Here is a 15,948-nt window from a genome sequence, read left to right on the forward strand (position 1 = left end):
CTTCCCTTTTTTTATTTCATTCGCCATGTTTTTTGGTAGAGATTTTTGATCGATCCTTTGGATACTTTGGCAAATCCCAATCCAAAGCCATCGACACAAACCAAGGTATAGCCATCCGGTGTATCTGCAAAGATCGTCTCCCCCTTGAGATACTTGATGGTCCTAGGATCTTCTGCCCCGAGGTTCAAAACACGTTGAAAATCATCGGGTTCGGCGCCGATCGCCAGTGCGTTGGACGGAGTAAAACGCTCTCTGTGGATCTCTCCGAGCAGCCATCCGGTCCGAAGAACTTTCAGCCCCTTGAGATCCAGTTCCCACTCGGGCAGGGCGTACACTTGATGTTTGATTTGGGTGATCACCCCTGCCGGTGGGCGGATCATCGCCTCTTTCACGAAGTTGCGAAAAGCCACCGGCATCTCCTCCGGTTGTCTCTGGGGGAGGTCCCGCTTCTCCGCATGCCCCTCCTTCCGCAACCGGGCGATGAAATGCCCCTCGCCCCGATGAAGATGGGGCCAAATCCTTCCGTACTCTTCCTCTGTCAAGATGCGATCGACCGAAACCGGCACCACCTGTAGCGAACCATCTTTGATCAGCTCGTGGATCCGCTCTTCATTCTCCCTGCGATTGAACGTGCACGTCGCATACACCATCCTTGCGCCAGACCGCAGGACTTCGGGAACTTGCTCCAAAATCTGTGCTTGCATCGCGGCATAAGATGCCGGACCCTTGTTTTCCCAAGCCCCTGCTGCTTTGGGGTCTCTACGCATCATGCCCTCGCCAGAACAGGGAGCATCGACGAGCAGAGCGTCCACCTCCCCCTTCAGGACGCGTGCCACTTCAAATTCATCCGCGTTGAGGACGACGGCGTTCTTTACACCGAATTTTTCCAGATGAAAAAGCACGGTCTTCAGACGGGAAAAACTGATGTCGTTGATCAGCAGGGGACCATGGGTGTGACGTGCTGCCAGCTGCAGGCTTTTACCGCCCGGCGCTGCACAAAGGTCGAGGACCACATCCTCCGGACGCATCTCTAGCTGGGCTGCCGGGGCCATTGCTGAGGGTTCCTGCAAATAGAAAAGTCCAGCGTAGTAATAAGGGTGTTTCGTAACAGGATCCGCCGTATTGTAGATGAAACCATCGTCGCACCAGGGGACGGGCTCGAGAGCATAGGGAAAATTCTCGCAGAAGGCATCCACCCCGATTTTCAACGTGTTCACCCTAAGACCATGGTAGGGCTTTTCCTGATAAGTCTCGTCGAATGCTGTCCATGCCTCCCCCAGTTGGTCTCTCATCATCTGGTCGAATCCTTCGGGTCGTACCATCCTCCGCGTCCTCCTTTGTCACTTCTCACAAAATCCATCGGGCGTTCTTGTATTGCCTGCTCTCCTTGCTTATAATAACATATGGAGGCAATTTAATGTGTGGTGAAGCCCTGTTTGGGGTAAATCACCAACAGATAGGAGTGATGATATGCCATTAGTAACGACTAAGGAAATGTTTAAGAAGGCGTATGAAGGTAAGTATGCCGTCGGAGCTTTCAACGTGAACAACATGGAGATTATCCAGGGCATTGTTGAGGCAGCGAAAGAAACAAAGGCGCCGTTGATTCTCCAGGTATCCGCCGGTGCGCGTAAGTACGCGAACCCCATTTACCTGAAGAAGTTAGTCGAAGCGGCCGAGGAAGAGAGCGGTCTTGAGATTGCCCTTCACCTCGATCACGGCGATAGCTTTGAGATCTGCAAGCAGTGTATCGACGATGGTTTCACATCCGTAATGATCGATGGTTCCGCTCTTCCCTTCGAAGAGAATATTGCCCTGACGAAAAAAGTCGTCGACTATGCGCACGAGCGCGGTGTGGTCGTTGAAGCTGAGCTCGGTAAACTGGCCGGTGTAGAAGACGATGTACAGGTCGACGCCAAAGATGCCACGTACACGGATCCTGATCAGGCTGTTGAGTTTGTTGAGCGCACAGGTGTTGATTCCTTGGCCATCGCCATCGGAACCAGCCACGGTGCTTACAAGTTCAAGGGTGAGCCGAAGCTCGATTTCGATCGACTCGAGACGATCACGAACAAGTTGCCCGGATTCCCACTGGTGCTTCACGGTGCTTCCACGGTCATCCCTGAGTTCGTTGACGCGTGCAACAAGTACGGTGGAGAGATCCCTGGGGCCCAGGGTGTTCCCGAAGAGATGCTGACGAAGGCCGCCCAGTACGGTGTATGCAAAATCAACATCGATACCGATCTCCGACTGGCTATGACCGCCGCCATCCGCAAGGAGTTTGCTGAGAACCCTGAGAACTTCGACCCAAGAAAATACCTAGGACCCGGACGCGATGCGATTCAGGGTATGGTAAAACACAAGATTCTCAACGTGTTGAAGAACGATCACAAGTAGAGATAAATTGGGTAGGAGGGAGAATTGAATAATTCTCCCGACCTCCCACACCGCCGTGCATACCCTTCGGTACACGGCGGTTCAATCGCTTAAGTGCTTTCGTAATCGCTCGTACAGGCAGGATTTTAAAATATCCTGCCTGTACGAGCTTTTCGTTTGTGATGGAACGTGTCCGTACCGGGCTTCTACCCATTCGCCAGTAGCCCAGCCTGAAATTCCCCCAAGTATGTTCTTGATCGATGCGATGTGGTCGTGATTCAGCCAGCCTATGCTATAGGCTTTGACTTCCTTCATGCATTAGGTCCGCGGCACCGTCTTGTTCGCGACTTTTTCTGAGCATCGACGCTCTGCGCTCCAGCACATTCTTTGTGTTCCGCACGATCCCTTTGCAGGCAGCCCTTTCGGTAGTCTACTTTCAATACGTCGCACTCCTCGCCCTGACATCCGGCTTCCTTCAGATTCCAGCTCGCGATGGACACCCTTGCCTTCGGCTAATGCTTCCTGCTACCGAGCGCGTAGCGGACTTTCACACCATGTTATCGCCCATGCCGAGCGCACGAAGCAAGGAGCGTAGCCATGGCCACGCTCCTTTTTTAGTTCATCAGTTGGAGTACCAAACGCCAGAAGAGCAGGATGAGCACCCCGGTGAAAAGTCCGCCTGCGATAGCCATCTCCGTTCTCTTCACGCCTTCGAGGTAGGGGGCAACCGGTAGACCCATCACGTAATAATTCCCTTCCTCTTGGTTGAACCGGTACTGCATAATATACTCTTCACCTGATCGTTTGTATACTTTCGTATGCGCCTGGTCGTCCAACCACCCGGGAAAGGCTTCTCGCAGCTTTTCAAGTCTTTCGAAACGCTGCATCTGGTAATTCTTCGCAAAATAGGCATCCAGCTCCTTGTGCATGGAAAGCTCTGGTATTACATCGAGTGTGCCCTCGATTAAATGCACCCGATTGTTCTCGGGAATGAGAATGATCAATCGGCCTTCTGTCGAAAAGGCCTGGGGACGACTCAGATCATACCGATCGCGATAGACACGGTCGAGGTAATCTTGCATCACGGGTTTCGAAAGGGTCAGAGGATCCACCCGGTCCGGGTACAATCGCATCTCAAGAAGTTTCTGCTCGCGTTGTGAAGCGACAACGTACTGCGTCAGAATAGATGACGCATGGCCCGCGTCGTTTCGCATCTCGATGTAATGCTCGAAGGTACTATCCAGGTGTTGTTCCAGAATTTCACTCACCTTGGTTTTCATCAGTTGAAGGCTGACGAAAACCTGTAAAAGCGCGAAAAACAAGAGGATGCCAATCAGCACCCGCCGGGGTCTCACCACCTGTCGGCCTTTGCTCTGCATGGGATCGATATGACGTCGGAGCATACGGTAGGTGAAATAGGCAAAGACAATGGCAATCATGGTCATCAAGCCCAAAAAAGTGTAGGTCACTCGCTTGACACTGTTGATTTCACGATCGATGGTCTCGCGCTCTACGCTGACAATCAACCGTTCTTCATTCCCCATATCGGCAAGATAGGAAAGGTAAGCGGTCCTTCGCTTTCCGCTACCGGCCACAAGGTTCACGAACCCCTCGGAGCGGTTGTTCAGCTCACTGCGCTCTTCCCCACTTAACCGCCCCAGAGCGGTCGTAGAATAAAGGAGCTTCGACGTCGTCCGGTCGATCAGGTCCACGCGATCGATCTTCTCGAGCCCACGCAAGAAGGTTTCGCGGCGATACAAGTTCGTCATCTCGAAACCCCTGGTCTCCTCTAGAAGAGTGGCTTTATCCTCTCTGAGTATCAAATAGTGACCCGTCGCATAGTCAAACCGCAGATAATAACGATGCAGGTCCTCCTCATGTACTGCCAAGGCATGGCCTGTGTACATCTCCACAATTGTCTTTGCACGGTCCTTCAGTAACCGATCGTTACTCGACAGAACCCTCCCCTCGCGGTCCACCAAAGCACAAGGTTGTTCGATGTCAGCGAGCATCTCGATTCCTTTGTCGCGATAGGCCTGGGAGATGAGCCAAAGCATCTCGCGGTTTTTCTGCTCATCGATTGTGGACAGGGCCGCGTTAAACTCGTTTCTGCTCACATCGTACTGATCTAGTATGCTTTCGATCTCCTCCACCTGCAGGATCATCAAATGCCGATAGGTCGATTCGATCCACTTGGCGATGTGATCCGCACCGGCGAAGAGATGGAGTGCTATGAATAGAAACAGGACCGGTAAGATCCAATTCTTATTTCTTCTCATCCGCACCCCTCCCCTGACATAAGGCTAATTTCGCTCGACGTTTGAGCCCTTTGATCGCGTGCTCGCGTCTCAAGGCATCTCCCTTTTCCTCAAATGTTTCCACATGCAAAAGGTGCACCGGACCGCGCCCGCGGGTGTATTTCGCCCCTTTTCCGTTGTTGTGCGCCTCGATCCTGGCCTCCACATCGGTGGTCCAACCGGTGTAGAGGCTACCATCGCTACAGGCTATGATATATACATAATGCACGAGAAAGACAACTCCTTTACTCCCTTAAGTATACCATCTTATCGACAAAAAAAAAGAACCACCGCGAACGATGGTTCTCCATATTTCATTTAATCCTTCGCCTGCTGTCGTTCCATCTTGATATTGTAACCGTTGACCTCGAAGAGGTCGTTGATCATATCCCAGATTTGATATTTTCCATATCGACTTTGGGCAGAGACGAGGAACAGGTGATCCTTCGATGGAATCTCCAACGCCTTGATCAATTGGTTCTTGTGTTTCATCAGTTGGCTGTTCTTGATTTTATCTTGTTTTGTCGCTAGAACGATACCATTGAACCCGCGTTTCTTCAACCAATCGTACATCAGCAGATCGTCTTCATTGGGTGGATGTCTGAGATCCACGAGCAGGAACACTTCCAGCAGATTCGACCGTCCATCGAGATAGGAGTCGATAATATCCGCCCAGTTCTTCTGCTTCGACTTCGAAACCCTAGCGTATCCATAGCCCGGTAGATCGACAAAACGGAAGAGCCCATCGATGTCGTAGAAGTTCACCAACTGTGTCTTCCCCGGTGTTGATGAGGTGCGCGCGAGGTTTTTCCGGTTGATCAGCATGTTGATCAGCGACGACTTACCGACGTTGCTGCGTCCGACGAAGGCAATCTCCGGGAGCTCATCTACCGGAAATTGTTCGGGGTTGGCCGCACTGATGACGAAGCTACTCTCCTTGATTTTCATTGGTGGTCTCCTCCACGAGTGCATGGGACAACACTTCGTCCATGGTTTCCACCGGAACAAAGGTGATGGACTTTCTCACTGAATCCGGAAGATCCTCGAGATCTTTTTGGTTATCAACGGGGAAGAGGATTTTATTGATCCCAGCACGCTTGGCAGCTAGAGACTTCTCTTTGAGTCCCCCGATGGGCAGTACGCGTCCGCGCAGGGTGATCTCACCGGTCATGGCGACCTGTCGATCGACCTCGTGCTGGGTCAGTGCACTGATCACGGCCGTAGCCATGGTGATGCCTGCCGAAGGGCCATCCTTGGGAATCGCTCCCTCTGGAATATGAATGTGGATATCGAGATTCTTGTGGAACTCCGGATCGATGCCCAGTTGATCGGCAATCGAACGGATGTAGGATACGCCCGCCTGGGCTGACTCTTTCATCACATCACCCAGTTGACCCGTCAGTGCCAACTTGCCGGAACCCTTCATGATGTTCACTTCAATTGAAAGCGTATCACCACCTACAGGTGTCCAGGCGAGACCCGTCACAATACCCACCTGGTTTCGGTCGGCAATGCCATCGGCTCGGAATTTTTTCTTGCCAAGATATTTCGTCAAACTCCGCGTATTCACCACGACGCGATCGAGCTTTTCCTCCACTATGCGTGCCGCAGCTTTCCGGCATACCGTGGCGATCTTGCGCTCCAGCTCCCTTACACCGGACTCGCGGGTAAAGTCGTTGATGATATGCATCAGCGTATTATCCGAAAGGACCAACTGGTCATCACTTAGTCCGTGCTCTTTCTTCTGCTTCTCCACTAGGTACCGTCGACCAATCTGCAGTTTCTCATACTCCGTATAGCCGGAAACATCGATGATTTCCATACGATCCCGAAGCGGTCTCGGGATCGTGTTGAGTTTATTGGCCGTGGTGATGAACATCACCTGCGACAGATCAAAGGGTACTTCGAGGTAGTGATCCGTGAACTCTTTGTTCTGCTCCGGATCGAGCACCTCTAAAAGAGCACTCGCCGGATCGCCCCGGAAGTCCGAGGCCAACTTATCGATCTCATCGAATAAGAAGACGGGGTTCTTTGTACCCGCTTCTTTGATCCCATTGATAATCCGACCAGGGATTGCGCCCACATAGGTTCTCCGGTGACCGCGAATCTCCGCTTCGTCGCGCACGCCACCCAAGCTCATGCGAACGAATTCGCGATTGAGGCTACGGGCGATGGACTTGGCGATGGAGGTTTTCCCCACACCAGGAGGTCCCACGAGACAAATGATCGGTCCTTTCATGGATTTCGTCAGTTCGCGGATAGCGAGGTACTCGATGACCCGCTCCTTCACGTCCTTCAATCCATAGTGATCTTCATCCAGGATCTTCCTTGCTTTTTTGATGTCGATCTCGTCCTCTGTTTCCTTGTTCCAAGGCAGCTCGAGCATCCAGTTCACGTAAGATCGGATGACTCCCGATTCTGCTGAGGCTGGTGAGAGCTTCGCGTAACGATCGATTTCCTTCTTCACTTTCTCCTCGATTTTTTCGGGGAGCTCGAGCTCCTCGAGTTGTTCGAGCAGTTCGGAGATCTCATCGTCCTGGTCGTTCTCTTCTCCGAGTTCTTTCTTGATCGCTTTCATCTGCTCGCGCAGGTAATACTCTTTTTGCATTTTGTTGATGCGGCTACGCACCTTATCGTTGATGTTCTTCTCGACCTCTAAGATCTCGATCTCCGAAAGAAGGAGATAGTAGAGTTCCTCGAGTCGCTTATTCACTTCCACCGCATCGATAATCTTTTGCTTCTGCTCTGTCTTCAAAGACATGTGGGAAGCAATCGTATCCGCCAGTCTGCCCGGCTCTTCGATACCCGAGACCGTTAGCATCACTTCGGGGCTCACGCGATTGGACACACTGATGTACCGCTCGAAATTCGTGAGCACCGTGCGCATCAACGCCTCTACTTCCATATCCGGCTCTGACTCGTCTTCTTCGTAAACACGTACGCGTGCCGAGATGTAAGGCGTCTCCTGTAGGAGCTCCTCGATTTCAGCCCGCTTGACGCCCTCGACGAGTACACGGATCGCGTCGCCGGGTAGCTTCAGCATCTGCTTGATTTTACAGATGGTTCCTCGCTTGTAGTAATCCTCTTCATCCGGAATATCCACATCGATATCTTTCTGTGTGGTTAGAAAAATTCTCTGGTCGTTCACCATTGCGGTCTCGAGCGCTTTGACGGACTTCTCGCGTCCGACATCAAAGTGCAAGACCATATAGGGGAACACCGAAAGTCCCCGTAGGGGAATAAGAGGCATTTCAACCGTTTTAATAGATTCTGCCATGAGGTGACCTCCTTTTGATTTGCGTTATCGCTATTTCTTATTATAACCTATTTCGATTCACTTACACCCTCTGGGCCATAAGTTCACGAAAAGGTCACGGAATGGAAAAAAGCGAGTCATAAAAGACTCGCTAGGAAATACTCTCTGATGATGAAGTGGTTTTCTCCGAATCCTTGAGAATCAACTTCGGACTTTCTTTCTTCGTCACCGTGTCTTCCGTGATGATGACCTTCAGGATATCATCTCTCGACGGAATATCATACATGATATCGAGCATCAGGCTCTCCACGATTGTCCTGAGCCCCCTGGCACCTGTTTCACGAGCTATCGCCTGTTTAGCGATGGCGCGAAGAGCCACTTCGTCGAAGGCAATCTCGACATGGTCCATCTCGAGCATCTTTTGAAACTGCTTGATGATGGCATTCTTGGGCTCTTGCAGGATCTTGACCAATGCGTTCTCGTCAAGCTCGGATAAGGTGACGACGATCGGGACACGACCGACGAATTCCGGGATCAGACCATATTTCAGAAGATCATGCGATTCAATTTTCATGAGCAGTTCACCCATGCGCAGTTCTTCTTTCGTCTGGAGCTTCGCACCAAATCCCATCTGCTTGTCTCCGATTCGCTTCTTGATGATCTTGTCGATCCCATCGAAAGCGCCTCCGAGAATAAACAGGATGTTTGTCGTGTCGATCTGTAGAAACTCTTGGTGCGGATGCTTGCGTCCACCCTGGGGTGGCACGTTGGCCACCGTTCCCTCGAGAATCTTGAGGAGTGCCTGTTGCACGCCCTCGCCGCTAACGTCGCGAGTAATCGAAGGGTTATCGGATTTTCTCGTGATCTTGTCGATCTCGTCGATGTAGATGATTCCCTTCTCCGCCCGTTCAATGTCGAAGTCCGAGGCCTGAAGGAGTTTCAGAAGAATATTCTCCACATCTTCTCCCACGTAGCCGGCTTCGGTCAACGCCGTCGCGTCTGCAATGGCAAAGGGGACATTGAGCATCCTGGCCAAGGTCTGGGCGAGTAATGTTTTACCCGATCCCGTGGGTCCTAGCATCATAATATTTGATTTTTGAATCTCGATGTCATCGGCTTTCACCGGCGCGTTCACGCGTTTGTAGTGGTTGTACACCGCCACCGCTAACGCCTTTTTGGCCTGCTCCTGCCCGATCACGTAGTTACCTAGGAAATCATTGATTTCCCTGGGTTTCGGAAGATCGCGCATCTCGAGATCCAATGTCTCAAGATCCTCTTCCAAGATATCATTGCAGAGCTCGATGCATTCGTCGCAGATGAACACATTCGGACCGGCGATCAATCGCTTGACCTGGTCTTGTGACTTTCCACAGAACGAACACTGGAGCTTGTTGTGATCGTCTTTGTTTGGCATACTGTCCTCGCCTTCTATTTCCTTGAAGTGATTATCTTGTCGATCAAGCCGTAGGCCAATGCTTCTTCCGCACTCATGAACTTATCGCGCTCTGTATCCGCTTGAATGCGTTCCACTGTCTGACCTGTTTTTTCTGCGAGGATTCGGTTTAATTTTTCCTTCATCTTAATGATACGTTCGGCCTGGATCTGGATGTCGGTCACCTGACCGCGGGCTCCGCCCGACGGCTGGTGGATCATCATCTCGGAGTTGGGCAGTGCGAATCGCTTGCCCTTCGTACCCGCTGCCAGTAGGAAGGCGCCCATGCTGGCCGCTGATCCTATGCAGATGGTCGAAACATCCGGTTTGATGTACTGCATCGTATCGTAAATAGCCATGCCGGAGGTAATGCTACCACCGGGACTATTGATGTAGATGTTGATATCTTTGTCGGGATCATCCGCTTCGAGGAAAAGAAGCTGGGCCACGATCAAGTTCGCGGTGATATCGTTCACTTCTTCGCTCAGGAAAATGATCCTGTCTTTCAACAATCGGGAGTAGATATCGTAGCTTCTCTCGCCACGGTTTGTCTGCTCCACGACAATGGGTACTAAACTCATATTCAGCCTCCGTGACTATACAATCGTAGCGTTGTCTACGAGGAGATCGACCGTTTTCTTGCTCTGGAGGTTCTCCTTGAGATTCTGGCGTAGCGTTTCGCCCTTGGGGCCTTCGAAAAGAGCTTTGATTTCATCGAGGTCGCGATCCTGTAACTCGGCGATGCGTTCGATTTCTTTCTCGATGTCTTCTTCGTTCACTTCAACAGCTTCTGCCTCGGCAACCGCGTCGATCAGGAGTCCCGTCTTCACGCGAGCAAGGGCATCTTCCTTCATCTGCTCACGAAGGGCCTGATCACTTCCACCGGTGAACTGCAGATATTGCTCGAGACTCAGTCCCTGCATCTTCAGCTGTTGGTCAAAGTCGTTCAGCATACCGTCGATTTCAACCTCAATCATGACCTCAGGAATCTGAACGGTCATGTTCTCCACGGCCTTATCGATCACGCGATCGCGCAGGGCTGATTCGGCGCTACGCTGAGCACCTTCTTCGAGCTCCTTGCGCGTATGTGCTTTTAACTCCTCCAGGGTTTCGAACTCCGAAGTGTCCTTCGCAAACTCGTCGTCAAGTTCGGGGAGTTCTTTGCGTTTCGCTTCGTGTACCGTTACCTTGAAAGTCGCTTCTTTTCCGGCTAACTCTTCTGCTTGGTAATCTTCCGGGAAGGTCACCACAACATCCGTCTCTTCGCCGATGCTCGCGCCGATCAGCGCATCTTCGAAACCGGGGATGAACTGACCGGAACCGATCTCGAGTTCATAATTTTCCCCTTTTCCACCTTCAAAGGCTTCACCTTCGAGAAACCCTTCGAAATCCATTGTCACGGTATCGCCCGCTTCAACGGCGCCTTCTTCGATCGTGAGAACGCGGGCGTTCATCTCGCGGTTCGCCTCGAGTTCCTTCTCTACGTCTTCCTCGGATACGGATGCATCGACTTTCTCGACTTCCAATCCTTTGTACTCCCCGAGTTCAACTTCCGGTCGGACCGTTACCACTGCTTCGATCACGACATTTTCACCTGTCTCCAGGCTCTTGATGTCAATCTCCGGACGATCGATGGGCTCTAGCTCGAGACCTTCGACCGCGTCACTGTAGAGCATGGGCAGCAGATCGTTCACAGCATCCTCGTAGAAGATGCCTTCGCCGTACTGTGCCTCGATGATCTTCCGCGGTGCTTTTCCCTTTCTGAAACCGGGAAGGTTGAAACGACCTCTGTTTGAGAGATAAGCTTTTTGAACCGCCTCAGCGAATTCATCCCACGTCACGGTCATTTCGATGGTTACATCATTGTTCTCTTTTTTCACAAGTTGAAAAGCCATAGTTAGCCTCCTAAAAAGATGTTAGATTATGGTGAACGGCACATTTCGTGCTATGATAGTACTATATCACTCTACTCATATTATCTCATTCAATACGAGATGTAAAGTCCTTTGTCAAGCGTAATGATACAGTTGGGAGCGATGATATGCCCTCTTTCGAAGCAAAACTAGCCGGTCAAACTACCATTCAGCTCAATGAAGACCAGAAAAGGTGTCTTGAGCACATCGATGGTCCGGCACTCACACTCGCGGTTCCGGGGAGCGGGAAAACCACCATGCTACTCTGCCGCACCTTATACCTCATCGAGGAACAACAGATTGATCCCAAGAAAATCCTGACGCTGAGCTTTACGAAAGCCTCCGCCAAGGACATGCTCACGCGGTACCTAGAAGAGTTCGGTGCTTTCTCTGGTCACGCGCTGACTTTTTCCACCTTTCACCGCTTCTGCTATGGTCTGCTCCGAAAATACTACGGTAAACATACCCTGATCGAGGGTGGGGGGCCGATACAAAAGACCCAGGTGCTCATCGGTCTCTACAAAAAAATCAACGGGGACACGATCAGCGAGGATCAACTCGAAGAGTTGATGTCCGTCATCGGATACCACTACAACGCTATGGTCCCGATAGAGCGACTCGATACCCAGATCAAGCACGTGGATCGCTTGATCCAATCCTACCGCGAGATCAAGCGCGAGAATCGATGGATTGATTTCGATGACATGCTGCTCTTCACACACAGCCTGCTGACCAACCGTCCGGAGATTGCAGACCAGTTATCAGAGCGTTATCACTACCTGCAGGTGGATGAGGCACAGGATATCAGCCGGCTGCAGCACGAGATACTGAGAATCCTCGCTGGGAAAAGACAAAATCTCTTTATGGTGGGAGACGAGGACCAGTCCATCTATGGTTTCAGGGGGGCCGATCCCGACTATCTCCTGCGCTTCCGCGAGATTTATCCCGGTGCCACGGTCTATTATCTCAGCACCAACTACCGCTCCAATCCCGAGATCATCGAGCTCTACGCCCAGTTGATCCAGAAAAACAGCTCGCGTTATGACAAGCAGATTCATGCGGGTCGTGATAGCGGGGGCTCAGTGGAGGCAAAAACCTTCGACCGCGATGTGGAGCTCGAGTCCCACTTGCTAAAAGCCTTCCAGAGGGAGGGGTCTCACCTGGTTCTCTATCGCAATCATCTCATGGGCTACCCCCTGGCCATGCGCCTCGAAAACGAGAACCTTCATTATTATATAAAGGACAAGGGAAAGAATCCCTTCTCCCACTGGATCACGCGGGATATCTTAGATTTTCTCCACCTTGCGCTCATGCCCGACGATCTGGAGATCTTCGAACGGATTGCCTTCAAGACCAATGGTTACATCTCCCATGCCTTCCTCGACTACCTACGTTCCAATGCCTTCGGCCAGACCGTCTTCGATAGCCTCTTGAAAAATCCCGCTCTCAAGAAAATGCAGCGGGAAACGCTCGTGGCACTAGAGGAGAATTTCTCAAGACTCGCAAAAGCGTCACCCGCCGAAGCCATGGAACTCATCAAGCACGATCTGGGTTATCTCGATTATGTCGACCGCTTCGCGTCCTATACGGGTGCTAAGAAGGATACTCTGATCCGACTGCTGGACCTCCTCGATCGCATGGCGGCTGAAGCGGACTCCACAGTGGACTTCATCGACCGGATCAAGCGCGAAGGGCAGCGTTTCCACCACAGGCAAGATCCCAGTGCACCGATCTGGCTCTCCACCATTCACGCTTCCAAGGGGCTTGAGGCCGACCATGTCTATGTCATCGGACTAGAAACGGATAGCTTTCCCAGCGAGCAGGCTGACTTAGAAGAGGAACGTAGACTCCTTTACGTGGCGCTGAGCCGTGCCCGCAACACCCTGGAGATTTTGCATGCCGATCTGATCACCGCCGCCGATCACTACTTGCGACGATCCAGTTTCTTCGAAGAAGTGCAGCAACTGCTGAACGCTAGGGATTTTAACACCCATATCAACGAAGGTCACGTCCACCACAAGCATTTTGGCGAGGGGAAAATCCTATCTGACGAGGGGCCTGTGATTACAGTCGCCTTTGGAGACGACGTGAAGAAGCTCTCGAAATCAGTCCTCATCGGACAGGGACTGCTCCTCGATCGGTAGCACCTCCCGGAGGACCGAACGGATATCGCCCGATTGAAAACCGCGGCGCATGAGGTAGGCGTAGAGCTTCCGGTATTTCTTTTCCCTCGCCTCTCCCCGGTAAGTCTCTGCCCGCTTTCTGGCCAAGGTGAGGAGGGTCCCATGTTCCTCTTCGGGTAAAAGGTGCTCGTAATCTTTTTCCCTCACCCCGCGCATCTTGAGCTCGTGGGCCAATCGCCTGGCTCCATAGCGGTGTCCCCGACCGTCGATGTAACTCTCGGCATAAGCCTCGTCGTCTAAGAAGTTGAGACGCAGGAGTTCCCCGACCACCCCCTCGATCACCCGCTCATCGACGCCCTCGGCCGCGAGTCGGTCGGACAGCTCCCTGGTCGTACGCATTTTATAACGCAGTAGAATGAGCGCCCTGTTGAGGGCGCGTTTTTTTTCCCTTTTGAACAGCTGTTCATAGGTGGGCGCATCCTTCTCCAGCTCAGCGAGGAGCGTCTCTGCCTTTCGTCCCTTCAGCGTGAGCGACAGTACCCCGCCTTCTTCGAACCTCAGGAGCAGGTGTTTTTCGTCACGTTCTATGATCTGCGGACTCATCCTTTGATCACCGCCATCGCCTCGAGTCTTTTGACGGGTACCACGAGGTCATTTTCTTGATCGAGCACATCATCGATGGGCTTATAAGCGTCAGGCGCTTCGTCGATGACCGCCCGTCGGTTGGGCGTCGAGAGTAACAGGTCACGTTCTCGCAACAGCTTTTCCAGTGCCACGTGCTTGAGCTGTTTCTTCGCCTGCTTTCTACTCAAAAGGCGCCCAGCACCATGTGAGGCCGAAGAAAAACTTTCGGCCGAACCCAATCCGCGCACCAGGTAGGACGCACGGCCCATGGCGCCGGGGATAATGACCGTTTCATCCTTCTCAGCCCGTAGGGCACCTTTTCTGTGTACCCACAACTGCTGCCCGTAATGCTCTTCCCGGGCCACGTAGTTGTGGTGCACATCCACCGCCTCGTCCGCATGAAAGGTTCCGAGAATTCCTTCTGCCACGTCCAGAATCTCCGCCATCATATGCGCTCGATTGGCCTTGGCAAAAGCCATGGCCCGGTGCATCCAGCTGATGTAGTCCCGCGACAAGGGGTCACTGAGCTCCAGGTAGGCCAGCTGCCAGGACACGCAATCGTGACCTTTCCGCTTTTCAATGGCCAGATCGTTGAAATACCGCGCCACGGTGTAGCCGAAGTGCCTGCTTCCGGAATGGACCATGAACCCCACCTTGCCCTGCTCATCCTGCTGGATCTCGATGAAATGATTGCCGCCTCCCAGCGTCCCCATTTGGTAGGCGGCCAGTTCCCACTCGCTGGCAAGAACCGGATGGTCCCCCGATACATTGGGGAACAACTGGGCATCCAACGTAAGGGGCCGATCCCGCTTTTCAAACCCCAGGGGAATACGCTCTAGGATCTGTTCAACGAGCGAATGTCGTTGGGCTTTTACCCGATCAACGGAAAGGTCCGTTTGTACGTAGCGCATGCCGCAACCGATGTCGACACCCACTGCATTCGGTACCACGATCTCTTCTGTGGCGACCACACCACCGATGGGCATGCCGAATCCCACGTGGGCATCGGGCATGAGGGCCACCCAGTGCCTGGCCGTGGGCAGTGCCGCCACGTGCTTCGCCTGTTTGAGACACGCCGAATCCACGGCCTTCGGTCCCTCGCTCCAGATTTTTATCGGTATGTTTTCTGTTTCCACCGTAAACATGATCGACCTACTTTCTCAGCGGTTTGTTCTCCACAATGATCTCGATCCAATCGATTTTAATATCGTGTCCCGTCCGTTGTCCGTAGGCATGCGTGAACAGACGCAGGTAGGGGGCCTCGATTGGTAAGCCCGTTACCTTGTATTCCTTGCCGTCCAAACGGTAGAGAATCGTTTGGGTCCTGGTGTCGATGATGAGCTCTTCTTCAAACCATTTATCAAAAATCGGTTCGATCACCGCATAGTTGTGATCGATTTCCCACGTGGGGGGAAGGACACGGAAAATATCCCGCCCGGGTCTTTCGGAGGATTCATCGTAATTGTGTACATACTCGACCAGTACCACGCCTTCACCGAAGGCGCTGGACCAGTTCTGATTGTCATGGACCACAGGCCGCAGGGTATCCTCGTGGGTCTCGAAGACTGCGAAACCGCCGGTAAAACGATCGTTGGCATAATGGACGTAGACCCGACGCCGGATGGTGATCACATCCTCTTCTCCCACGGGAATCGGTTCCGATAGAAGGAAAGGGCCGCGATCGGTCTCTCTCACCGGGAGAGAGAGCACATCGTTCGTGAGAACCGCCGCCTCGGGGATCGAACGCATCGTCTGCCACTCGCCAACAAACCATCGGTCGCGATCGACTCTCTCAAACTCATCCCGCTGATAATAATGGATTCCCGCCTCCGGTGGGTCCTGTAGCCTATAGAGATAGAACCCCCCTACGAGCACGACCAATAACAGCACGGCAAAAATTCTTCTGGTCATATCACATCTCCCCTAT

Annotated in this window: 13 protein-coding genes; 2 read left to right on the forward strand and 11 right to left on the reverse strand. The window is 52.4% G+C overall.

The window, feature by feature from the left end:
* Positions 1–11: 11 nt before the first annotated feature.
* Positions 12–1,322: an RsmB/NOP family class I SAM-dependent RNA methyltransferase gene (locus ACULM0_RS06580; RefSeq protein ID WP_463679633.1), complete on the reverse strand. Its 1,311-nt coding sequence runs from the start codon at positions 1,320–1,322 to the stop codon at positions 12–14.
* A gap of 148 nt (positions 1,323–1,470) precedes the next feature.
* Here ACULM0_RS06580 and fba point away from each other — a divergent pair, with 148 nt between their 5' ends.
* Entirely contained in the window at positions 1,471–2,397 is a 927-nt protein-coding gene (gene fba, locus ACULM0_RS06585) for a class II fructose-1,6-bisphosphate aldolase (RefSeq protein WP_463679634.1), read from the forward strand.
* Between the two features lie 593 nt (positions 2,398–2,990).
* Here the strand turns inward: fba and ACULM0_RS06590 are convergent.
* From ACULM0_RS06590 to tig, 7 genes are all read right to left on the reverse strand, one after another.
* On the reverse strand, positions 2,991–4,655 hold the full coding sequence (locus ACULM0_RS06590) for a hypothetical protein (protein ID WP_463679635.1): 1,665 nt from the start codon (positions 4,653–4,655) through the stop codon (positions 2,991–2,993).
* On the reverse strand, positions 4,642–4,902 hold the full coding sequence (locus tag ACULM0_RS06595) for a GIY-YIG nuclease family protein (protein WP_463679636.1): 261 nt from the start codon (positions 4,900–4,902) through the stop codon (positions 4,642–4,644). Before ACULM0_RS06595 ends, ACULM0_RS06590 begins: the two co-directional genes overlap by 14 nt.
* Before the next feature lie 89 nt (positions 4,903–4,991).
* The gene (gene yihA, locus ACULM0_RS06600; RefSeq protein ID WP_463679637.1) at positions 4,992–5,621 is read right to left on the reverse strand and encodes a ribosome biogenesis GTP-binding protein YihA/YsxC; all 630 of its coding nucleotides are present in this window, start codon (positions 5,619–5,621) and stop codon (positions 4,992–4,994) included.
* Positions 5,602–7,950 carry an endopeptidase La gene (lon, locus tag ACULM0_RS06605; protein WP_463679638.1) on the reverse strand — a complete coding sequence of 783 codons (2,349 nt, stop codon included), beginning with the start codon at positions 7,948–7,950 and terminating at the stop codon, positions 5,602–5,604. The genes yihA and lon overlap by 20 nt, the downstream gene beginning before the upstream one ends.
* 130 nt (positions 7,951–8,080) lie before the next feature.
* A complete protein-coding gene (clpX, locus tag ACULM0_RS06610) occupies positions 8,081–9,343 on the reverse strand; it encodes an ATP-dependent Clp protease ATP-binding subunit ClpX (RefSeq protein WP_463679639.1) in 1,263 nt (420 codons plus the stop codon).
* Between the two features lie 14 nt (positions 9,344–9,357).
* Positions 9,358–9,942 carry an ATP-dependent Clp endopeptidase proteolytic subunit ClpP gene (clpP, locus tag ACULM0_RS06615; RefSeq protein ID WP_463679640.1) on the reverse strand — a complete coding sequence of 195 codons (585 nt, stop codon included), beginning with the start codon at positions 9,940–9,942 and terminating at the stop codon, positions 9,358–9,360.
* A 15-nt stretch (positions 9,943–9,957) separates the two neighbouring features.
* On the reverse strand, positions 9,958–11,256 hold the full coding sequence (gene tig / locus ACULM0_RS06620) for a trigger factor (protein WP_463679641.1): 1,299 nt from the start codon (positions 11,254–11,256) through the stop codon (positions 9,958–9,960).
* Between the two features lie 146 nt (positions 11,257–11,402).
* Between tig and ACULM0_RS06625 the strand changes: the two genes are divergently transcribed.
* Positions 11,403–13,418, forward strand: a complete 2,016-nt coding sequence (locus ACULM0_RS06625; protein ID WP_463679642.1) for an ATP-dependent helicase — start codon at positions 11,403–11,405, stop codon at positions 13,416–13,418.
* On the opposite strand, the gene ACULM0_RS06630 is transcribed toward ACULM0_RS06625, so the two are convergent.
* From ACULM0_RS06630 to ACULM0_RS06640, 3 genes are read right to left on the reverse strand one after another with little or no spacing between them, the layout of a single operon-like run.
* On the reverse strand, positions 13,380–14,000 hold the full coding sequence (locus ACULM0_RS06630; protein WP_463679643.1) for a regulatory protein RecX: 621 nt from the start codon (positions 13,998–14,000) through the stop codon (positions 13,380–13,382). The genes ACULM0_RS06625 and ACULM0_RS06630 overlap by 39 nt on opposite strands.
* Positions 13,997–15,166, reverse strand: coding sequence for an RtcB family protein (locus tag ACULM0_RS06635; protein ID WP_463679644.1), 1,170 nt, complete (start codon positions 15,164–15,166; stop codon positions 13,997–13,999). Before ACULM0_RS06635 ends, ACULM0_RS06630 begins: the two co-directional genes overlap by 4 nt.
* Positions 15,167–15,173: 7 nt before the next feature.
* A complete protein-coding gene (locus ACULM0_RS06640) occupies positions 15,174–15,932 on the reverse strand; it encodes a hypothetical protein (RefSeq protein ID WP_463679645.1) in 759 nt (252 codons plus the stop codon).
* Positions 15,933–15,948 lie beyond the last annotated feature (16 nt).

This window comes from Halotolerantifilum yawarlongkerapense (assembly GCF_054506745.1).